This is a genomic window from Xenorhabdus budapestensis (genome assembly GCF_017743015.1).
Lineage (GTDB): Bacteria > Pseudomonadota > Gammaproteobacteria > Enterobacterales > Enterobacteriaceae > Xenorhabdus > Xenorhabdus budapestensis.
The window spans coordinates 1395049-1416831 of sequence record NZ_CP072455.1 but is presented as its reverse complement, the minus strand read 5'-3'; the positions used below and the strand labels follow the sequence as shown (position 1 = coordinate 1416831).

The 21783-nt window shown below is 42.9% G+C and carries 18 protein-coding genes and 5 pseudogenes; 8 read left to right on the top strand and 15 right to left on the bottom strand.

The genetic code is table 11. From position 1 onward, the window contains the following. Positions 1-95: 95 nt before the first annotated feature. Entirely contained in the window at positions 96-1055 is a 960-nt protein-coding gene (locus HGO23_RS06840) for an IS110 family RNA-guided transposase (protein ID WP_209028382.1), read from the bottom strand. Between the two features lie 245 nt (positions 1056-1300). On the opposite strand from HGO23_RS06840, the pseudogene HGO23_RS06835 reads away from it, so the two are divergent. The 3 pseudogenes from HGO23_RS06835 to HGO23_RS06825 all read left to right on the top strand — a co-directional run. After that, positions 1301-2011 (top strand): annotated as a pseudogene (locus HGO23_RS06835) (IS110 family RNA-guided transposase); the annotation flags it as partial. Positions 2012-2034: 23 nt separating this feature from the next. Further along, positions 2035-2361: pseudogene (locus tag HGO23_RS06830) on the top strand (ISAs1 family transposase); the annotation flags it as partial. Positions 2362-2804: 443 nt separating this feature from the next. After that, positions 2805-3689 (top strand): annotated as a pseudogene (locus HGO23_RS06825) (IS982 family transposase). Positions 3690-3916: 227 nt separating this feature from the next. Here HGO23_RS06825 and HGO23_RS06820 read toward each other — a convergent pair. The 3 genes from HGO23_RS06820 to yefM all read right to left on the bottom strand — a co-directional run bounded on the left by HGO23_RS06820 (position 3917) and on the right by yefM (position 5551). Beyond that, positions 3917-4939 (bottom strand): IS110 family RNA-guided transposase, encoded by a 1023-nt coding sequence (locus HGO23_RS06820; protein ID WP_209027922.1) that lies wholly within the window; start codon positions 4937-4939, stop codon positions 3917-3919. 109 nt (positions 4940-5048) lie between these two features. Continuing rightward, the gene (locus HGO23_RS06815) at positions 5049-5303 is read right to left on the bottom strand and encodes a Txe/YoeB family addiction module toxin (protein WP_209028381.1); all 255 of its coding nucleotides are present in this window, start codon (positions 5301-5303) and stop codon (positions 5049-5051) included. A 2-nt stretch (positions 5304-5305) separates the two neighbouring features. Next, a complete protein-coding gene (gene yefM / locus HGO23_RS06810) occupies positions 5306-5551 on the bottom strand; it encodes a YoeB-YefM toxin-antitoxin system antitoxin YefM (RefSeq protein WP_209028380.1) in 246 nt (81 codons plus the stop codon). 728 nt (positions 5552-6279) lie between these two features. On the opposite strand from yefM, the gene HGO23_RS06805 reads away from it, so the two are divergent. Continuing rightward, positions 6280-6992 (top strand): IS1 family transposase gene (locus HGO23_RS06805; RefSeq protein WP_209027487.1). Its coding sequence is split into 2 segments (ribosomal slippage): positions 6280-6526 and positions 6526-6992, totalling 714 coding nucleotides; the frame shifts between segments, so codons are not numbered across the junction. 212 nt (positions 6993-7204) lie between these two features. Here HGO23_RS06805 and HGO23_RS06800 read toward each other — a convergent pair. Both HGO23_RS06800 and HGO23_RS06795 read right to left on the bottom strand, forming a co-directional pair. Beyond that, positions 7205-8332, bottom strand: a pseudogene (locus tag HGO23_RS06800) (ISAs1 family transposase). A 1054-nt stretch (positions 8333-9386) separates the two neighbouring features. Next, a complete protein-coding gene (locus tag HGO23_RS06795; protein ID WP_099137250.1) occupies positions 9387-10289 on the bottom strand; it encodes a DNA-3-methyladenine glycosylase 2 in 903 nt (300 codons plus the stop codon). 935 nt (positions 10290-11224) lie between these two features. Here HGO23_RS06795 and HGO23_RS06790 point away from each other — a divergent pair. Beyond that, a complete protein-coding gene (locus HGO23_RS06790) occupies positions 11225-11608 on the top strand; it encodes a LecA/PA-IL family lectin (protein WP_209028379.1) in 384 nt (127 codons plus the stop codon). A 310-nt stretch (positions 11609-11918) separates the two neighbouring features. Then, positions 11919-12662: a nucleoid-associated protein gene (locus tag HGO23_RS06785; protein WP_209028378.1), complete on the top strand. Its 744-nt coding sequence runs from the start codon at positions 11919-11921 to the stop codon at positions 12660-12662. On the opposite strand, the pseudogene HGO23_RS06780 reads toward HGO23_RS06785, so the two are convergent. Beyond that, a pseudogene (locus tag HGO23_RS06780) lies at positions 12657-13368 on the bottom strand (IS1 family transposase). The gene HGO23_RS06785 and the pseudogene HGO23_RS06780 sit on opposite strands and share 6 nt — an antisense overlap. A 63-nt stretch (positions 13369-13431) precedes the next feature. On the opposite strand from HGO23_RS06780, the gene HGO23_RS06775 reads away from it, so the two are divergent. Both HGO23_RS06775 and HGO23_RS06770 read left to right on the top strand, forming a co-directional pair. Continuing rightward, positions 13432-13725 (top strand): nucleoid-associated protein, encoded by a 294-nt coding sequence (locus HGO23_RS06775; RefSeq protein WP_209028725.1) that lies wholly within the window; start codon positions 13432-13434, stop codon positions 13723-13725. Next, on the top strand, positions 13709-14911 hold the full coding sequence (locus HGO23_RS06770) for a hypothetical protein (protein WP_209028377.1): 1203 nt from the start codon (positions 13709-13711) through the stop codon (positions 14909-14911). The genes HGO23_RS06775 and HGO23_RS06770 overlap by 17 nt, the downstream gene beginning before the upstream one ends. 176 nt (positions 14912-15087) lie before the next feature. Here the strand turns inward: HGO23_RS06770 and HGO23_RS19615 are convergent, their stop codons facing one another. From HGO23_RS19615 to HGO23_RS06730, 8 genes are read right to left on the bottom strand one after another with little or no spacing between them, the layout of a single operon-like run. Next, positions 15088-15537 carry a tail fiber assembly protein gene (locus tag HGO23_RS19615; protein ID WP_280529521.1) on the bottom strand — a complete coding sequence of 150 codons (450 nt, stop codon included), beginning with the start codon at positions 15535-15537 and terminating at the stop codon, positions 15088-15090. A gap of 2 nt (positions 15538-15539) precedes the next feature. After that, positions 15540-16448, bottom strand: a complete 909-nt coding sequence (locus HGO23_RS06760; protein ID WP_209026937.1) for a gp53-like domain-containing protein — start codon at positions 16446-16448, stop codon at positions 15540-15542. Positions 16449-16506: 58 nt separating this feature from the next. Further along, on the bottom strand, positions 16507-17103 hold the full coding sequence (locus tag HGO23_RS06755) for a YmfQ family protein (RefSeq protein ID WP_209026936.1): 597 nt from the start codon (positions 17101-17103) through the stop codon (positions 16507-16509). Continuing rightward, entirely contained in the window at positions 17100-18239 is a 1140-nt protein-coding gene (locus HGO23_RS06750; protein ID WP_209026935.1) for a baseplate J/gp47 family protein, read from the bottom strand. The genes HGO23_RS06755 and HGO23_RS06750 overlap by 4 nt, the downstream gene beginning before the upstream one ends. After that, positions 18229-18675: a phage GP46 family protein gene (locus HGO23_RS06745; protein WP_099137534.1), complete on the bottom strand. Its 447-nt coding sequence runs from the start codon at positions 18673-18675 to the stop codon at positions 18229-18231. Before HGO23_RS06745 ends, HGO23_RS06750 begins: the two co-directional genes overlap by 11 nt. Then, a complete protein-coding gene (locus HGO23_RS06740; protein ID WP_209026934.1) occupies positions 18672-19259 on the bottom strand; it encodes a phage baseplate assembly protein domain-containing protein in 588 nt (195 codons plus the stop codon). Before HGO23_RS06740 ends, HGO23_RS06745 begins: the two co-directional genes overlap by 4 nt. Beyond that, positions 19243-20349, bottom strand: a complete 1107-nt coding sequence (locus tag HGO23_RS06735; protein ID WP_209026933.1) for a phage baseplate assembly protein — start codon at positions 20347-20349, stop codon at positions 19243-19245. The genes HGO23_RS06740 and HGO23_RS06735 overlap by 17 nt, the downstream gene beginning before the upstream one ends. Next, positions 20346-21755 (bottom strand): DNA circularization protein, encoded by a 1410-nt coding sequence (locus tag HGO23_RS06730; protein ID WP_209028376.1) that lies wholly within the window; start codon positions 21753-21755, stop codon positions 20346-20348. The genes HGO23_RS06735 and HGO23_RS06730 overlap by 4 nt, the downstream gene beginning before the upstream one ends. Positions 21756-21783 lie beyond the last annotated feature (28 nt).

Genomic DNA, 21783 nt, shown 5'->3' with positions numbered 1-21783 from the left:
ATCAGAACAAAATGAAGTTTGATAATTAAGAGATCTTTTCCTAACATAACTGATCGATTGCATATAGGCCATAGCGCATAATGAGCAACTGTCTTTCACGTTAAACCGTGGAATGATTCATCCCGCGGTGTATTTGTTTTTATCATTGCATTGAGAATGACCAGTAATTTACGCATACAGGCAACGATGGCGACTTTATTTGGCTTACCTGCTTCGATCAATCTCTTGTAGAAAGCGCAGAGAACGGGATTAAATCTAACGGCTGTTAACGTAGCCATATAAAGCATTCGCCGCACCATTGCTCTTCCTCCAAAGATTGTTCGTTTTCCCCGGAAGAATCCAGAATCACGATTAAACGGTGCAACGCCAACCAACGCACTAATTTCTCGGCGTGTTAACTTACCCAACTCCGGTACATCAGCGATCAAAGTGGCTATTGTGGCGGGGCCGACGCCTTTTACTGTAGACAATAAATCGAGTTTGGAACGATGGTAGGCCTTGATGTGTTTAGACAACACCGATTCAATGACCTTAAGCTGTTCTTGTATGAAACTGATCATTAAGGTGATGCTTTCTCGAATTTCGGGATGACAACTCCCCAACCTTTGGCGTTCTGAGATGGAAAGGACGACCAATTGGCGGCGACGTGCGATCATGGCTTGTAGCACTTGTTGTTGAGCAGAGGGCAATATCCTGGCTATTTTATCCCGGTCTGTTCGTTGAGATAAAACCAGGGCTAACTGTGCCAGCATTTGAGCATCTATTTTATCGGTTTTGGCTAAATACCCCATTGCTTTAGCAAAGTCACGGGCTTGTCGGGGATTGACGATAGCAACAGCCAGCCCTATGGATTGCAAAACACAAGCAACGGGCATCTCATAACCCCCTGTTGCTTCTAATACAACTAAATCAATCTCATAGTCAGCCAATGTAGCTGCTAGTTCATCATGACCTTCAGGGGTATTTGGGGATGTCATGACAGTTCCCTGTGCGCCAAGTGCAATTTCAAGTGAAGCTTTAGCAACATCAATACCAACACAAATTATTTCAGTCATGGTTCTTCGGCTCCCATTCTTGCAAATGCGAATTTTATTTCAAGCAACTGTTCGGGTTTCTCGAAGAAAAGTAACAATCATGCGTCGAAAGCTCATTAACGGGCTTAATCCCTTGATGGTTATCTGACTGCATGATTGTTGCCAATCTCACTTAACCATCATAAACCAGATTAAAGATACAAGATGGTCACCCTCACCCTGTAGGCGTAAGTTGACAGGGTGATTATCTTTGATAAGAGGCCATCATCAGGAACACCATCACACTCATTGGTATCGATCTCGGCAAGCATTCCTTTCACATCCATTGCCAGGATAAATCAGGAAAAGCACTCTTACGTAAAAAGTTTACACGAAATAAATTGATGGAGTTTCTCGCCGGAAGCCCTTCTGCAACCGTTGTGATGGAAGCCTGTGCTGGTGCTCATTTCATGGCAAGGCGGATTGCTGATTTGGGGCATGAAGCCAAGCTGATTTCGCCGCAGTTTGTCCGCCCCTTTGTCAAAAGTAACAAAAATGACTTTATTGACGCCGAAGCCCTCTGTGAAGCTGCCTCACGGCCTTCAATGCGTTTTGTTCAGCCCAGAACTGAAGCCCAACAAGCTATGCGAGCCCTGCATCGTGTCCGGGGATCGCTGATCCGGGATAAAGTCAAAACCACCAATCAGATGCAGGCTTTCCTGCTTGAGTTTGGCATCAGCATGCCCAAGGGGATTGCCGTTATAAAACGTCTCTCCACTGTTTTGGTCGAACAGACACTCCCACCCTATCTGGTACAGGTATTACTGCGGCTACAGGCACATTATCACTATCTGGTTGAGCAAATCTCCGGGATTGAAACCTCCCTGTCACAGGAGATCACTCAGGATGATACGGGACAACGGCTGATGACTATTCCCGGTATTGGTCCCATCACAGCGAGCGGGCTTTCCTCACAATTGGGAGATGGAAAACAATACGATATCACCTTGATAAAGCGGGAAAAAAAGAATCACTGGATTATCATTATTATATCAGCTCTGCCGAACTTGAATCAGACCGTTTTAGGGAGGCGGTACGGGGTCATTGGGGTATCGAAAATCGCGTTCATTGGGTGCTTGACGTATCAATGAATGAAGATGCGTGTGCCATTCGTCGCGGCAATGCTGCTGAGATATTAGCGGGTATGCGGCACTTCTCGTTTAATATGCTGCGTGCAGAAACCAGTGTAAAAGCCAGCATGCGACGCAAAGCAAACATGGTCAATATGAGCAGTGAGTATTTGGACAAAGTTTTAATTGCAGGTTTTCAGGTGTTGGGCAAGAAATGAACATTCATGCTCTTGCCCTGACTTATTAGGCGAATCCAAATATCTAAATAATAACAAAGTAGTTATAATTTTAGACAATCTAAACGATAGAAATATTATATCTATTTCTCCTCATGATAAAGAAGTGGATAAGAAAAAAATAAGTAATAGCGTTTAGAAAAAGTTAAAAAAGTTGGAAATTGAGCTGGTTAAAAATCTCAAAATATTGACAGAGGCTTTAGCCAGCTCTTTTAATTTAAAATTTAAAAAAAACAACAAATTATAAATATTACAAGAAAATCGGAAATTACATTTTCAAATATAACTCCTACCTAACAGTAAAATCCTTCACTTGCTGTACCCCTTCTTACTTAACCCGAATTCTGGATAAAGAATTGACGAGGGGCCTGTTCCAGGAGCAGTGTTTTGGTGCGCGCCGAAACAGCGCCGGGGAGGAACAGGCCATGGATAACTTAGTTGAAGTTTTCTGTAATGTCGATGATTTTTGCCACTTTTTTATCCCACAGTGGACACAATTTTGTCTTGATAATGGATACCGCCTGCGCCGTAGGAAAGGCCATATGTATCCCCGTGAAATCATGACCATTTTGATCCTCTTTCACATGTCGCATTACCGTCACTTTAAAGCCTTCTACTTGGAATTTCTCTGGAAATATCATCACCCTGATTTCCCCACCTTGCTCAGTTATACCCGTTTCATCAGTGTCGCGCCTTCCGTTTTGGTTCCTCTGTGCAGTTATCTGACTAAATTAAAAGGAAAACCCACGGGCATTGCTTTTATTGATTCCACCAGTTTGAAAGTTTGCCATAACATCCGCATTCCCCGCCATAAGGTCTTTCAGGGGATAGCCCAACGCGGAAAAACTTCAATGGGTTGGTTTTACGGTTTTAAGTTACATTTGGTCGTCAATCATCAGGGGGAAATTCTGGCGCTTAAAGTGACTGCCGGTAATGTGGATGCTCGGGAGCCCGTTCGCGAATTAACAACAGAATTAACGGGATCTCTTTACGGTGATAAAGGTTACCTCAGTCAAGAGCTCGCGGACGATTTAGGCAAAACCGGTGTCACTTTCATCACCCAAAAGCGCCGAAACATGAAAGCCCGTCTGCAAGCTGCATGGGATAACATAATGTTATCAAGGCGTTTTATCATTGAAACGATTAATGGACAATGAAAAATAATTTCTCAAATAGAACACTCGCGCCACCGAAGTGTAAACGGATTTTTGCTGACTGTTTTAGGTGGGCTGATTGCTTACTGCCTTAAATGGAAAAAGCCATCACTGAACATTTTCTATTCGGAAAACGATTTTTCAATGACAGCTTAAACAGATATATGGACACCGATTTAATTCAAGCAGGTAAATCAATTTTCTGACAAAAGTAGTCGCAAGCATATATTCGGCTTCCAGGAGCCCTGATGAAAATCCGCACTCTCTGCCCTCATTAGCCCAACAGTCGTGGCAGACCAAACAGTTTATCAGGTTCACAGAGAGTCGGTACTACCTGTCAGTGACATCAACTTATAGACTTTTTCGATCACACTATTCACTTTTCATTGAGGAATATAAACAGACTGCTGATTAACTAATGCCCAAGCAACCCGGGCATTTTTATTCGCTAATGCAACCACCGCTTTATTCACTCCATTACGCTCTATGAGCCCTTTTATCCAGCGCTGTAATTCATCGCATTGTTCATCGGGCCGCTTGCTGACTCGATACACAATAGAACGGGCTCCATGTATCAGTATTCCTCGCAAGTAGGCATCTCCCCGTTTACTGATACCGAGTTGCCTGACTTTTCCCCCACTGCTATGTTCTTTGGGAACCAGCCCCAAGTAGCTGGCAAAGTGGCGGCCATTTTTAAAATCCTTACCGTCACCCAGTGTTATCATCAGGGCTGAAGCCCCCAATGGCCCAACGCTCGGTAATGTTAACAGTCTGCGGGTATCTTCATGCTGGGTATTCAGATGGGCAAGACGCTTATCCAGTTCGTTCAGACGTTGCTGAAGGCCTTTCAGCTCAAACAACAATTCCTGAAACAACTGACGGCTCAATACGGTCAATTCATTTTCAGCATTTTCCAGATGTTCAGGTAAACATTGTTCTACCTTGTGAGCACTTTCAGGCAGGGCAATGCCATATTCCAGCCCTAATCCGCGTATCTGGTTAATCAGCGCAGTTCGGTTTTTCATTAGACGCTGACGAACCCTATGCAAGCATTGAATATCTTGTTGTTCTATCGTTTTTTCCGGCACATACCGCATACCCGGCCGGCTGTCAGCCTCCACAATAGCAATCGCGTCATTTTTATCATTCTTACTGCCCATTCTGAAAGGTGCGACGTATTGAGGGCTAATTTGTTTAACTTCATGGCCAAACTGTCTGAATTGTCGGCTCCAATAATTGGCACTGCCAGAGGCTTCCATCACTATCCTTGATGGGGGCTGTTGGGCAATGAAAGCCGTCAGTTTTTCACGAGATACCATTTTGTTCTGAATGGGTTTCCCGGAGGAAGACACGATATTTAACTGAAAAACTCGCTTGGCCAGGTCAATTCCGATAATTTGTTCCATGGGACACCTCTTCGTATTTTGCTGATGTATTCAGCATGGCTCACTGAAGCCGATTTGGGGAGGTGTCCATTTCATTAATTCGGGTTACTTAGCATTTCAAGGAAACTTGTCAATAGTGATAACGGCAAGATACTATTTCCAAACCCATTTCAGTTACACGATAAATTAAGCGATGTTCATCTGAAATTCTGCGTGACCAAAAACCAGTTAGGTTATGCTTCAATGGTTCAGGTTTTCCTATTCCGATGAATGGTGTTCTCTTAATGTCTTTAATTAGCTCATTAATACGCTTAATTATTTTTTTATCTATTTGTTGCCAATAAAGGTAGTCGCTCCATGACTCATCTGTGAAAATTAAATTCATTCCTAGATTTCCTTTATCATACCTTTACCCTTATTAAGAGAGTCTATTGAATCCATCAAATGACGGGCGTTAGCAGGAGAACGCAAGAGATAAGACGTTTCCTCTAATGATCGATATTCATCATATGACAAGAGAACGCAGGGAACACCTTTCTGTCTAGTAATCAAGATAGGCACTCGATCATCAATCGTTTCATTCATGATAGATGTTAGGTTTTGCCGTGCATCGGTGTAGTTAACCGTTTTCATATCCATACCCTCATTTTTAACATATGGTTAATTATACAATAAAAGCCAAACATGTACACATACAAGTACAGATTTGAAAGCTAGTATTGCGGCTGAGTATTTTTCTGCTTTCAGAGAGAAACTGCTTATTACTAGAATAAAACAATGGAAAGAGAACCGAAATGAGGAGAATCGATTTATCTTCTGGATCCTGATGGTCATCAATTTGAAATTCACTTAGGTTCTCTGGCAAGCCTTGCGACAAGAGCCTTACACAGGTTTAGAGTGGTATTGATATGGTACCTATTCCACCAATAAGCGAGCCTATTAGCGTAATACTGCTCGCTTAAGCACTTTTTTGAATAGCCATTCATCAAAATGCTGAAAAAGGAAATTTAAAGCTTCCGTCATTATTGGTTTCTTCAAATTGAGAAAATGGTAGTTGGCACTCTCATCTCTCTTAAGCGAGCAGTATTAGCCTATTAGCGCCTTGTTTTTATTGTTGATAATCAAATTAGCAAGTTAATGTTTACCATAACATAGCTCAAGTTCTTACAGGAATGGGGCCATTTTCTCATCATTGTGCCACTGAAAAAGTGTCCATCACATCAGTATATGAACATGAATAAATATATTGGATAAATAATTGTATAATTTATTAATCTTAGTTAGTTATTACCATTAAATATTTGGTCGTGACTCTAAAGCGTTAATTTGATATTCTTGTGTTTTTTTAGTGGAACCCACATGTGACTGTCAAGATAGAAGTTGTTTGCCGATATTGCGGTCAAACCGAACCTGTACGTAAACACGGGACAGGTAAAGCAGGCTTCCCGCGCTATTATTGCAAGGATTGCCGGAAAACCTTTCAACTTAACTATCGTTACAATGGCCATAAACCTGACATGAAAGAGAAAATTGTTGATATGGCAATGAATGGCTCTGGTGTGAGAGACACTGGCCGCGTTTTAGGTGTCGGTATCAATACGGTAATACGCACTTTAAAAAACTCTCGCCAAAACAAGTAACAACGAGACAGGCCGTTTACGAAGATGTGACTCTCATCTGTGAATTAGATGAACAATGGTCTTTTGTGGGCAACAAAAAACAACGCCACTGGCTTTGGTATGCGTTTGATACAAAAAGAAAACAGGTCATAGCCCATGTATTCGGTCCGCGAACCGATGCAACCTGCCGCAAATTGCTCGACTTACTGACCCCTTTTAGCATTCGTTTCATCACGACGGATGACTGGGGGAGTTACACCCGAGAAATTGAGTCTGAAAAGCATTTAGTGGGAAAAATTTTTACTCAACGCATTGAGCGGCATAATCTCAATCTGCGTATTCATATCAAACGATTGGCAAGAAAAACAATTTGTTATTCACGTTCGATAGAAGTCCACGAAAAGCTGATTGGTGCATATATTGAAAAACATCATTACAACGCTTTGGAGTCATGACCAAATATTTATTATTTATTATTTATTATTTATAAAACTTATTTTGTTATAAATATTGTTTTTTCACTAGATTTTATTTACTAATAGATAATAAAATGAATTTAATTTATTGCTACTCTTACTTATGGTATTTTATTATTTAATTTAGGAAATACTTATATGAAAGACTATATTTCTTCTGTGTGTGGAGAACAGGGCTAACGCATAAAAGTTCACTTTATAAACAAACCAAAAGACTCGAATAAATAATCCTCATTTAAGCAACAGAGCCTGCGTTTATTTTCCATGCTTAAAGGGCGGGATTTATTTTGTTTCAGCATATTCAGGATCCATTTTCTCAGTAAAGCTAAATTTTCACCTGCAAACCCCATTCGGGCCTAGAGCTTATCTTCTCGAAAAGCAACATCAAGTGACCAGTGCAACTGATTCTCTACCGACCAGTGAGGCCGTGTCGCTTGCAAGGCTTGCTCCGCATTCATTGGCTGACTGCTGATATAAAATCGAACTAAATCATGCCCGCGCCCTTTTTCTGTGCGCTCGGACTGAACTGCTATGATTGTTCGGGCTTTCCATTTTTGGCAAACGGGCATTTGCTCATCAACGGGAAGTGGTCAGCATCGGCGGTGTTCCCGGCGCCCATGCTGGTTATCAAATTGCTCGCAGAAAGACGGCCCAGCGATATCTTCTGGCGTATTCATCCAAAAAGCGTGAAACGGCGCATTGACTTCGGTGGCCAGTGTCGGCTGATTATCTTTCACTGCCAATAAATAATCTGCTGATTGTTCTAAGATAATATCAGCGATTTTGGTTTGTGTGCCTGCGGCATCAATGCTCACAAGGCATCTCTCCAACTCCAGCAATTGGAGAAGTTCGGGGATGGCCTTTATTTCATTAGACTTTTTCTCTACTTTTTGCTGCCCAAGGCAAAGACCCAGTTCGGTTGACCAGACATTGACGGTATGAACACGATGAGCTCCCCGACCTTTTGCTGTGGCTCTCAATGCTTTACCGTCAACCGCCAGTTGCCCTGAAAGCCCTGTATTTTTCAAAATATGACTCACCCATTCCTGAAACAAAGATTGCAGGGTACTGGCCGGCAGAATGGCAAAAATCCGGTTAAAGGTGTCATGTGAGGGGATGCCATTTGGCAGGGTTAACCAGCGCTTAAACCATTTTTCGCGTTCCTGAGCAAATAGGGCAATCTCAGACCAGGTATCAAAACCACACATCATGGCACAAAGTGTCATAAAAATGACTTCGGATAGAATATGGGAACATTTTGCTTGTTGACGTGGGTCAGGTAAGGCTTCAAGGCAGTCAAACAGGGCTTTCTGAGTCATAAGTCAGGCCATGATTACGGAAATTTGTGGATAAATAACGGTAAATGGAGCCGATTGCAACAAGAATAAAGAGTGGCTTATTTTGTGTGATTAATTCGTCATTTTATGAATAAAAAGCGTTCATGCGTTAGCCCTGATCATCATAGATGGCTGGAATTGTAGCAACATTCATCAACGATATCAGCCAGTCATTTAAAAGTATTGATATGAGTGTTTTATATTCTTTAAATAACAAAGCTGGACCAAACTCAATTGATTATATGGATAGACTGAAAATTCCTTTTATAGTAAAAAATAATGGGAAATACTAAAAGTTCGTCCTTTTTCTGATGAACGAGTAGTTTTATTTAATGATGGCAACCACCATAAAGTTTTTCATGTTGATATGCCTGACCAATTTATATTACCTTAATTACAAATGCACAAACTATCGCTACCAGAATTGGTTTTGATAATCCTAAAAGTAATCAATTGTTATCTTTCTTAGTTAAAAAGGGGATTTGGAAACTACTATCAAGTAGAAGAACTACTGGCCTTCGTAGAAAATTTTATATAATCCAGACCAAGGATATAAACACCAAATTCGCACTGATATACAAGGAATTGATAAAAATGGATATAGTAAATCCATATATTTTCAAGTCATTGATCCAGAAGGGAAAACACATTTAACAGCAACAGGAGCTGTTGCTTTAGTGATGTAATTAGCGGAACATATAAAAAATAATGTTCCGACAATCTTCAGTATCGGTGAAGTATTTTTAGATGTTGAAAAATTGAGAATGCTGCTATCTGCTGAACATATTCAATTCAGTGTTCATAATGAAATGGAGTAAAAACGTCATGTCAGATTTTATGATAGCTGACAAAGGTTATGATAGTGACGCTTACATAAGTTGTATCGAACAATAAGTAGTATCAGCGATCATTCCTTACTTCAAAAATTGCTGAAAACCCAATTTGATAGAAAATACGATTGCACAAAATGTTCCCACCATACCATGTAGTTACCAATTATATTAAGTGAGTAATGAACATAAAACGTTAACAAGCCCTAATATCCACTACTGGATTGCTGTCGCCATAAATGAGCAGCAACAAGTGCTTTCCAGGGTGAAAAATCTGCCAGCCATTTTTCAGCCTGTTCAGCATTAACTTTGTTCTCCTGTTTCAGTAAACGCTGAAGGTTACGCCTTACTGCCACATCACTATGCAGAGAACCATTCAAATAATTAAAACCCCTTAACAAAGTATAGTTCACTGTCCAGATACCTATGCCTTTAATAGCCAAAAGATTTTCTGTGAGCGATTTAATTTTATCCTCAGCATTCTCAATGGATAAATTCAACTCCCCCAAATCAATCAACCGACAAACATTCAATAGTGCCTTAGCCTTACTCATAGAAAAGCCACACTGACATAGATCCTGCTCTGTGCACTGTATAACTTCCTTATAAGTCGGATGACACATCAACCCTGAAGTATGTTTAACGCCGATAGCCTGAATAAATCGCCTGCGAATGGAGATCGCAGCACTGACACTGATTTGCTGCCCCATGATCGCCCAGCTCAATGCTTCAAAAGGTGTTGCCGACTGGTAAACTCTCAGACCTGCCTGTTGGGAGATTAATCTTCCAATCACAGGGTCTTTTTGGTATTGGGATTCAAATATCTCTATGGGCTGTAATAATCCAAGCATATGTGAGGCCAGAAGTGATAAAGAATTTCTTAAATGAAGTGTACTGTCACCATCAATATCAAGCTGCACTTTTGCCAGTTTTTCCTCCATTGATACAGTCAGTAATGCAGGAATTCCGTGCCAAACGATGCCCTTTTTAACCTGACTCTGCTGCACAATTTCAGAAACACCTTTCTCATCCCGATGGTGAAAAGCCAAAAAATCTCGTATGTGATAATTATCTGGTAATATAATTTCCATGAAATAGTTTGGTTTCATTACAGAAAACTCCGGCATATTATTACGCTGATATATTGACTTACACACGACCATTTTTCAGACATCAAAAACAAGCACGTATTACGGTTTTATATTAAAGAACGCTGTTTTTTTAATATAAAGCACACTGTATAAAAACACAACAATCTGGCAAACACAACGAATACAGAAATGATTTAACCTATTGATTTTTAGTTATGATTTTTATAAGAGATTAAAATGGCACTACTAATTACCAAACGCTGTATCAATTGTGATATGTGTGAACAAGTAAAATAAAACCATTTAAATCAATTAATTAATTTCGTGTGTTACTTTTTGTGTTATTAATTTTTAGCCTATTAAATCACCCTCCCTTGGCAGCGCAACACAAAATAGCCACCATCACTATAGGGCAGAAATCTGCCCTTTAACCTATGGGATACCTGCACAAATAAAAGGTGTGGTGATCTTCACCATAGTTGGATAACTCATTGATTTATCCGTGGTCCTCACTTTGGAGGAATCCCTATAGTTAATTTCCACAGAATAAAGTTAAACAAGTACACTGCTGCGATTTCAAATGACGGCAGTGAACGGTATCTAATCGCTCCGTTTGAAACAGAACGATACCTGCACCATGCAGAAGTTAAAAGGTGAGAAATCTCATCTTTATGTAATGCATTGATTTTAAGTGATTATGTCACAGAGCCGGAAATTAAGGGGATCAAGGGGTTGGGAGGAGAAATCTAGCCTTTGTCATAACAACCATTATCAGCTATAGGGGAATAGATTTTATTAATGTCCTACCCATCATTCCATGTCATTCTAATCCAAGAAGTCCTATCCGGTATTGATGAATCCATTTTATTGAAGTTCACAGGCGGAGAAGTAGCCCGCCGCCTTCATAGACTGATAAAAGTCACTTTCAAAATATAATGATTGGAGAAAATACTATGTACGACTGGTCTGGAGTTATTTCTGCCAAATCTGAAAAAGGTCAACCTACAGGCCTTATTCTCAAAAAGGGGGATGTTATATCTATTGTTGCTAAAGGATGGGTGCAGTATGGCCGCTCTAATGTTGAATGGGCATCACCTGACGGTCCTTTGCCTATTAACGCACAACCCCCATCAATAGCCACGCTCGTTGCTAAAATAAGCAACAAGAAGTTTAAGATTGAAAATGGTGTGCTCCATAAAACAATTCCGGTAGACGGAGAGTTAATACTTTTATTCAATGATGCTCCTGGTACGTTTGGTGATAATTCGGGCGAATTTCACGTCGATATAAAAATAGAATCCCGATATAATCCAAATTACCTTGAGGAAATAAAATAAATATTGATTCGTTTTAACCCGCAGGAAATTGCGGGTTAATATCAATGATAAAAATAACCCATCAATAATATCACCCACGAACATAGTATTAACTTGAAATATAGTTTCTATCACATGCCTATAAATTAGCTCTCACCCCATGTCACAGATTAAGCAATTTCTGATCTACCGATTTGCCTGATTGGTATAAGGTTAAACTAATTGCTCAATATCCGGAAATTGTTACGTTTTTGTTGAACTGACTGGATAGGTGTGTGAGTGATATTAGCCGTCTCATTTTATATTTTTATATAGCAAATGGAAATCTATAATGAACAATACCGAAATTGATGTTAAGCATGTTGTAGTTCACATTTTACATAAAGAGCAACGTGACGCTGCTACAATTACCTTAAGCCAATCCGAGAGCGATGTTACAAGTGCCTCACAGAGATTAATTGTAGATATCTGTACTAAACATGCTAAAAGTGCAAATAAAGGGTATGGTTCTTTTGAAGGGGACACAGATAACTATCCAATGGAAGCATTTATTACAGATTATAATGATAGAAAAGTTACATTCTATGACATCAGTTGTACAATGATGCGCCACTTAAAAGTTCGCTCAGAAGAAGAACAAATGTCTACTGGTGGGTATGTTCTATTTTCGCATATTGAAATAAATGATAATGAATATATTTTGGTAGTAATGATCAATTCAACAACAGGTTCATCTATTTCTGCTGATTTTTCTATTGAAGACAGTGTTTATCTTGATATATCCAAACTAAAGGTTGCGGGAAGAATAAACTTAACATCTTTGAAAAATGAAGCTGAGCGCTATATTGACTTCTTAAAAACCAAAAATGCAATTTCAAATTATTTTAAGAAGTTTCTTGGTTGCAATGATATTATGATTGCAAAGAAAGAAACAGACAAGTTAAATAATGCACTAAAGCAGTTTGCAGACGAACAAAATCTATCAGGTGAAAAAAGGGATAATTTCTTTAATATGGCACTTAATTATCTTAAAAATTTAAATAAGAACAATAAACCAATTAGTATAGGGTCATGACTCCAAAGCGTTGTAATGATGTTTTTCAATATATGCACCAATCAGCTTTTCGTGGACTTCTATCGAACGTGAATAACAAATTGTTTTTCTTGCCAATCGTTTGATATGAATACGCAGATTGAGATTATGCCGCTCAATGCGTTGAGTAAAAATTTTTCCCACTAAATGCTTTTCAGACTCAATTTCTCGGGTGTAACTCCCCCAGTCATCCGTCGTGATGAAACGAATGCTAAAAGGGGTCAGTAAGTCGAGCAATTTGCGGCAGGTTGCATCGGTTCGCGGACCGAATACATGGGCTATGACCTGTTTTCTTTTTGTATCAAACGCATACCAAAGCCAGTGGCGTTGTTTTTGTTGCCCACAAAAGACCATTGTTCATCTAATTCACAGATGAGAGTCACATCTTCGTAAACGGCCTGTCTCGTTGTTACTTGTTTTGGCGAGAGTTTTTTAAAGTGCGTATTACCGTATTGATACCGACACCTAAAACGCGGCCAGTGTCTCTCACACCAGAGCCATTCATTGCCATATCAACAATTTTCTCTTTCATGTCAGGTTTATGGCCATTGTAACGATAGTTAAGTTGAAAGGTTTTCCGGCAATCCTTGCAATAATAGCGCGGGAAGCCTGCTTTACCTGTCCCGTGTTTACGTACAGGTTCGGTTTGACCGCAATATCGGCAAACAACTTCTATCTTGACAGTCACATGTGGGTTCCACTAAAAAAACACAAGAATATCAAATTAACGCTTTAGAGTCACGACCTTAGTATAGAGGCATTTGCCAATGCAATCTGGCCTGATGAACCTGCTATTTTGGTAGCAAAATTAGCGGATGATGAACTGGAATTATCCGATGGATTTGTTCCCGATGGACGTATTATACGAAATCTGGTATCATTTCAAGGCAAAACCAAGTATTGGGAGATTAAATTTGATAGGGCTGGATTAATTGATGGTTCCATTGATTTTAATGAAGAAAAAAATGAGATCATTCTAAAGAACATTCCTGATGACCTGAGAACAAATCTGTTAAGCGAGGTGAATAGTGAGCAAGAACTTTAAACAATTGACAGAATTGTATAAAAGGATGGACTTAAAAGAAGATCCACATATCGGCTCTCTATTGCTTAAAAATCAATTAGATTGTGATTTACTTAACGAACTGCTTAGTAACCCGGAAGAATATGGAATTGAATTAAAAGAAGGTTCTGTTTTACCAGAAGATATTGTGACCTTATATATAGACCCTCCAAGAATAGGGATGGGGACACTTTATGATGATTATGCTGCATTGTTTCATCCACAAAAAAACTTATATAAAGAGCCACCTAATTATTACATTAAAGAAGTAAAATTCTTCAGTGGAGATCACGATATACCTAAATTGATTGCTAACTATCGTGCCGTATTATCATTTTTTTCTTTACTCAAAGAAAGTTCGGCTTACTTTGATGAAAGTTCTTATGAAATCGTGTTTTTTGATTCAGAGTTATTCAAAATATCAATAAATTACAGCTACTGCACCATTCAAGAACTAAATAAAGACGATTTGGATAGTTTAATGTTGTGTTTTGATGATGACACACACAGAGAGCAGAAACTCAGTATTTTAATAAAAAGCATGCAGACTATTACTGAAAACGTTCAACCAGCTTCAATATTTGAATATATACTAAACAATATCAGATTGTTAAGGTTTCAGTTTGATAAAGGGTATCGTGTTTTTGTTTCCGCCTTTTCTTATGATAAGGTAATGGATCAACTACGAATAGCCAAAGTTGAAGAGATGGGGAAAATACATAAGGTGTTCTCAGATATACAAAATCAGATCCTCGGGATTCCTGTGGCAACAATCATTATTTCCACCCAAATGAAACCAACCAAATCATGGGATTATCAAGCAATAATTAATTCGTCTGTTCTTTTTGGTTGCTTAATATTCGTTTGCCTTGTGATGCTAATGTTATTCAATCAACTTCAAACATTAAAAACAATAAAAGAAGAAATTGACCACAGAAAAAAACAAATAAAAAAAGAATATTCGTCCATAGAAGGAGATATATCTGGTGTTTTTTCAAGTATTAGTAATCGACTTCTGATTCAAAGTATTGCATTCTACATAATACTCATGATCTTAGTGTTTGGTTTGATGCTAACCTCCTTCGTATATTGCTACTTGACCGGGCCTATATGGGAATATATTTATCCAATTATTCACATTTTATCTGAAAATTACATAACAAATTGATTTAATTTCAAAGCTTTCATAAAACCCTCCCCCACGAGGGCTTTCTGCTTATCACAAACCTACATCTTCCCCCTGCCCCAAATTCCACACCGAATCTTCCGGCATCTGGACACGGACAGAAATAGACCGACCGGCGGGGATGTCAATTGGCTATCAGGGGCATTTTGCCCCTGTATTCACTTCGGCGGTTCCGGCCATGCGATATCGGGGGCAGTGGAACAGTCGACCCGGTTGAGCAACACACGGTATTTGCGCCATTCGGTTAAGGCAGCTTTCTCTTCGCTTGTGGCCATGTCAAGTTCAACAGCGTCCTGTAACGGGGCTATCGCATTGGTAGCCTGTGACATACGATAACGCTTCTCTGATTCGGCCTGTTGCTGTAGTTCCTCCGGTGTCGGTGGAGGCGGGTCTGCCAACATGGGTAAACCATTCTCATCAGCCACAATCTGCTTCCCGTTTGCCTGTCCTTTAAACATCTGGTTGTGCAACTCATCACTGACAGGTTTGAGGTCATCAGGATAGTCACCGGGTTCTGAATACGGCCGGTAAACAAAGCCCGATGCTGAGGCGCTGTAAAAATAATCATAATCTCTGTTGAATTCGGGTTTTATTTTTTCAATACCCATTATTACCTCCCAATTGCCCACCATGCCACTGGATGTCCGCTGTTATTCCCATCTACAGTTTTTGTTGATGCATAAAATTGATGATTATTCACTGGATACCCAAATGCGTTATCTATATTAGACCCCTGCGAGGTATTATTTGTTACGAATACGTGAAAACATTCAACAGGAAACGCCCGTGGAAAATTAAAATTCCCGCCACTCGAAGCAAGCTTTCCCCATTGAAGAATGATGCCTGTTGTAGGGTCCAGCCACCAACCCTGACTGTCCTCCATAAATTTAGCTGACGGTTTTTCGGCAAGCCTGTCATTCAACCAGTGACTCAGCCACCCATTCCCCCACTGGGTTCCACGAATATCTCCCCACGGAGTCAGTGTCGCAGTCCCTGCCAAAAAACCGTCATCAGCACTCATTTTCCCCTTTGCTGAAATATCCTTCTGAACTGAAAGATTTCCCTGAGATGAAATATCACCATTCACTTCTCCTCCGGTACGGCGATCCAGTGAATGATGCGCCCTGTCCACCGTATCCCGCAGCCCAAGATTGTTAATGAACGCTGCTTTATCCTCGATATCTGCCCCGTTCTGCGCTTTGTCGAGCCGACTGTTGGCGTTGTCGTTGGCATGGGTCACTAATTTCTGACTGGCGGCCAGTGAACCGGATTGGCCGAAACTGTCAGTCAATGCCACCTGAGAATCAGATACCAATTTTCCTATTGCCTCAGACAACTGGGCGTCATTGGTCTTATCCGGCTTCATTCCGGCTTTCAGCAACACGTTAATCATTTCCCGTTGCACGGTATTAAACCACCCTGACTCTAAAATAGTCGGCGGTATACCCGCTGCAACATTCCCGTTGGTGTATTCACCGTTACTGTCCGCGGTGTTCGTAATATCACCGATTTTTTGCATCGCTAATCCTCACTCAATAAAAGTGATAAAAATGAAATGAAATTGAAATTTATGAGGGTTACTGGACGTAACCGAACTGAAGGATTGTGTGAGACGGGCTTATCCGTTGAAACTGGCATTCGAGCTTTTTATTGCCCCATGAACGCAACGGATCACCACAATAGCTGCCGCCTGCCACAGCGTAATTTATCGTGGTCGCCGGGGCATTAATGCGCCAGACAAACGGCCAGTCACCGCCATTTAATGCGTCCCCACACGCAGACATGCCTACTCTGGCCTGCCGAAATTCCGTAATGGTAATGTGAAATCCCAGTTCTGCCGCCAGTCCGATAAAATAGGATTTGGACTGACCGCCTGTGCGTAATAACTTTGAGACTACCGATTTTTGCCGCAATGAGATACTGTCAATTTCCCCAATGGCGCAGTCATCCGGCAACCCTAGCGATTTTTCCCACTCCGGTAACATGATTGTTGCGGTTGCCGGGAAGCTGCCTTCCAGTAATGAATGCGCATCCTGGTCACTGCGGTGACAGCTCCGGGCAAGCGCCCGGATGACCTTACTGATAGCCGACTCCGGGCGCCGCGTCCACGCCATCCCGGCAGGTAACAGGCCATTTAGTGCCGCGGTATAATCCGCCACGCTATACTGTTTCATGTGTATTTCACCTCGCCCCGTACGGGTAAGTGACCAACCGGTAAGGCAATATTGTCTGCCGGTGATGTGATCACAAATCCTGCTGTGCCCGGTACGCCCGCAATGGCATATTGCAGTTCAGATATCAATATGCGCCCGGAGCCATCCGGGTTACCGTTTTCAAACAGTACGTTATCAATCGCCTCATTAATACGCTCCGTCACATCGGTACTGATATGAGAAAGGCCGTGGAGGGTAAAATCAAGCCGGAATTTTATCGGCGATAACACCCAGACTAAGGCAGTGACCGGTTGTAAGGTAAAAAGAGCATCAGCCACCCTCATCTGATCTCCGGTGGCATGCACTGCATACGGTTCATGGGATGACACGCCATCTGTGCCGATAGGAAAACCGCCATGCGTATTGTTATCACACATAATATAGACACCGACTGTTCCGGCCCCGGCTGCTCTTGGTCTGACCCAGACCCGGGTAATGCCCGGCACGGACAGCGCCCACTGTTTATAATCGTCATCAGAACCGCCCTGTGGTGTGCCCTGATAGGCGAGTAACATACGGGAACGAAAATCCGCTTCATTCTCAATGTCTGCCCCGCCCGTAATGGGCATAATCGCCGTCCCTTCAACATCAACCCCTGCCAGACTCTGATCCAGCGTTAATACCGCACCCGCTGGTGCATTCCCTGCCGCACCGCCACCCGAATCATCCTCGGTACTTTCCGGTAATAACGCAATCAGGCTGGCATTTCCCTGTCCATTGGCAGCAATGCGGATCTCAGTCAGAGTTTGATACTGATACCCATCCCCCCGGTTAAGTCTTGTCCCGGCAGGGATGATAGTTCCTGTCATCCCTGTAAACTGATAGTGCTCACAGTGAGCCGCTGTTGCCGGTTTGCGAAAAATCTTCTTTAACGCCGCCCATCCAGACAACCATTCATCCGTGGCCGTAAACGGGGTAGTCTGCCTGGCGATATAGTCAAGGTAACCGTAATGCAAGTGCGCCATACCTGCATCCATATCTGCCAGTACGCCCATGTTGGAAAAGCGCAATAACGGGCCGGTTTCCTGTAATTCTGATTGTAAATAACTGCGGTTCTGTGCCCGGAGTTCAGTGAGTGTTTTTCGTTTAAAGGGCATTTTCTTGCTCCCAGACCCAAAAAAAGCGTAGATCCTCGTTATCCCGCCCCGGACGCTGATAACGGATTATCATATTCAGCCGATTGGGCCAGACAATTTGTGTACGGATATCAATCGCCGCGGCCACGCCATCATCCAGCATCCATTGCAGCGCCTCACGGGCATAATCCTCAGCCGCCAACGCGACAGGGGGGGTTAGTTTCTGCCGATGTAACAACCACAGCCGGGAACCTATCTGATAATCAGCCCCATTGTCACCCCACCAGCCGCGACGGTCAGTACTCTCTATATCATCGTCAGGCCGTGCCTGCCGATCCGTAAATAAACTGATAATGATGGCCGTTTGCAGATCATTCCCGGTCACCAAATCCCCGCGTCCTGCCAGCCAGTCAGCATGAATATTTTTGATATCCCACCAGGAAGTGATATCACTCATTTGACGGTTTCTCCGGTTATCTGACTGGTGACCGTCGCATCGCCGGATTTCACACCAGACACGGGATGCGTATGACGGTTATAGGCATCACGTAACTGTTTCATGGTCGTGGTGTTACTGTTGCAGTTATCAATGACATCGCCGGTCACTTTCAGTACCGGAGTATTCAGCAATACTTCGGTGGAGGCATTGACAGTGACTTTTGACGCATTATTGACGGTGACCGGCTGCCCTTTCGCTTCAATGGTGATCCCCGATGCCGTCAGCAGGATATGCAGCCCCCACTGGTTGTACACCACCACTTCACCGGGATTTAACCCTTTATGCCGGTATTGTTGGTGATTGCTGCCAATCACCACGGCATTAGAGCGGTCACCACCTAAGAACGCCAGTACGACATCGGTGTCGGCAGGTAACCCGGATGAAAAACCAAACTCGGCGATCCGGTGCGTGTTGTCCCGAACTTCCATCGCGGTTTGATACTGTACTTGCTGGATAACCCCTTTATCATTACAGGTAGTTACCCTGCCTAAACCGAGCATCATCATTGCGCGGCGATTTAAATTTCTAATGGCTTCCATCATGTGAATAACCTCCGTCACGCATTTCCATGATTGCATCGTAAAATTCATACGGTTGTACGGCAAACGCTGCCGGCGGCATCAGGGTCAGTTCTGCCCGTGTGCCGTCATCTTTATTACGAACATAAGACACTTCAGATAACAGCCATTGTTCGGATTCCAGCCCGAATACCGGTAAATGGATCGGGATCAGGGTATTGGGCGTCCACAGTGTCCCGCTGACATCCCGCCAGCTATCAACCAAGACTTTGAGTACTTTAGAGCGGCCATAACGTCGGTTCATTTCCCAGTTAATCGCGTCTTGCTGTTTTCCCCAGGTATGCAAAGTACTTTCGATAATAGTGACGTAATTGCGGTAGCGCATCTTTTCCGCTTCCGGATCTTTGGCTGTCGCAATCGTCACCACGTCATAACCTTTTCCTGCCGACAGTTCACTTAACCCGCTGACATTCATCGACAGGCCGATGTACTCTGAGAACCGCTCATTCATGGCGGACTGGTAATCTGCCTGCTCAATGTTTTTCCCCTGCGCTACACCACTGGCAGCCACTTTGTCACTGACACGGGTCAGAAATAAATTGCCGTCTGGTGTGTCGTAATACAGCAGGGCAGACCAGCGAGTAATGCGGTCAATGATTTCCTGTGAAGACTCCCCCCAGTTCAGGGTGAATTGCGGTACGGCTTTCATATCAGTCACATCCGATTTCACTTCAATGCCGTACCATTGCGCCAGTTTTTGAGCAATTTGTAATGCCGTCGCCGAGGTAATCACGTTGTTCGGCCATTTTGCCGAACAATCAACCAAATCCTGACATTTACCGCGTCCGGTCACCCGTATCTGGTGAGTGCTTTTGTTAATGGACGAATTCCAGATATCAATATATCCCGTCATCACTGGATCATTCCCCAGTAATACCTGACAGGACTGACCCACTTCCACCTGTTGCTTCTGATCGCTGCCGGGATAATAGTCCATCAACATCAGTTCAAAATCAGACGGCAACCGTTCAATGCCCCGTGTTACACGGACACTGTCCCAGCCATAAATAGCCTTGCCGGCAATCACTAATGACAGTTCATCGTTTTTTTTCATTGTCTCAGCGCCTTAAATCGGGTAGGCATAAACGCCGGATGACGGGGATTAGTCGCCTGTATCAGTTCATTACTGCGTCCGGCATCCTGATAAATCCGGTTAGCTACCGTCAGTGCCGGTAACACCGCGGGCAGACTGAACTGGGCTAACCGTCCGGCTTCTGCGCCTTTCAGTACTGCACTGGTTATAAACTCATCCCGTAATGCCATCAGGGACTGATAAATCTCATCCATACTTAAATCACCGGCCATCACTAAGGCCGTATCCAGCGCATGACATACCCTTTTCTGTAAATCATGGGCTTCCTGATTGTTTGCCGGGGTAAACTCACTGGCGACCTGTGCCATTGCACCCGCCGACAACACCACCAGTAACAGAACGGTCATTTCAGTCACATGCCGGTCAACCGTGCCTTGCTGGTAGCGGGTATTCTGAAAGGCAGCAAGATGCTCAAAGATAGCGGCTTTCTCATCAGTACTGCCTGCCGACTGGATAATCGCCATCACCGCATCACCGGCTGCCTCGCTAAAGACTTCCACGGTCGGGGCAATATTCAGGGCTTCAAGGCTGCGGGCAATGGCTTTACGGCCCATCACCACCTCAGCGGTGGTTTTCTTCACTATCTCAGCCTCATTACGCGATTTATCATCCCGTGACCGAATTCCGGTTGCCCCTGATACCGTACCGCCAATTGTCCCGCGCTGATAACGGCCATAACGCTCACTGCCGAAAGTGGTTTTCAGCATATCGCTGAGGTTGGTCACCTCATCCACCGAACGGGTCACCATCCCCACCCATTGATTGGCGGTTTGTTTGATGATCCGCATCCCCTGTACCACCGAGCGGATTTCCCCCCTCACCATTGAGACATATTTCGCCAGTGTGGTCGTGTAGACTTTCAGCCAGTTTTTCTTTACCTCAGTGGCGGATTTGGTGCTGTTGGTGACCGCAAAGACTTTCAGGCCGGACTCAATCACCGTTAACGTGAACTCAAACACCCGGCCCGATTCCGCGCTCTCAGTCATACGCAGGCCACTTTCTGTCACACTGACGGTCAGTTCACCCAGTGTCGGATGCACCAATGTCCCCGCAGATCCGGTTTCACAGGCCGCCACCAGATTCTTTCGCTGTGTGATGACATCCGGGGCGTCATAAACCGCACTGTTCTGAATGATAAACCCCCGGATCGTTATCCTCCGGGTCGCCCGGCCCAAATCTTCCAGCCAGGCAGTATCACGGTACGGGTATTCATGTACAGCCTGACGGCGGCCAAAGACACTTTCACCGGATACCACCGCAAACGGCACACCACGAAACGAGGCAGGGTGTAAATGTTCTGACCATTTCCATGATGAGTCATTGCCGCCACCCAGCAGAGAAGAAAGGGCATCTTTTATCAGGGCCATGACATAACCTCTTTTTTGGACAAAAAAA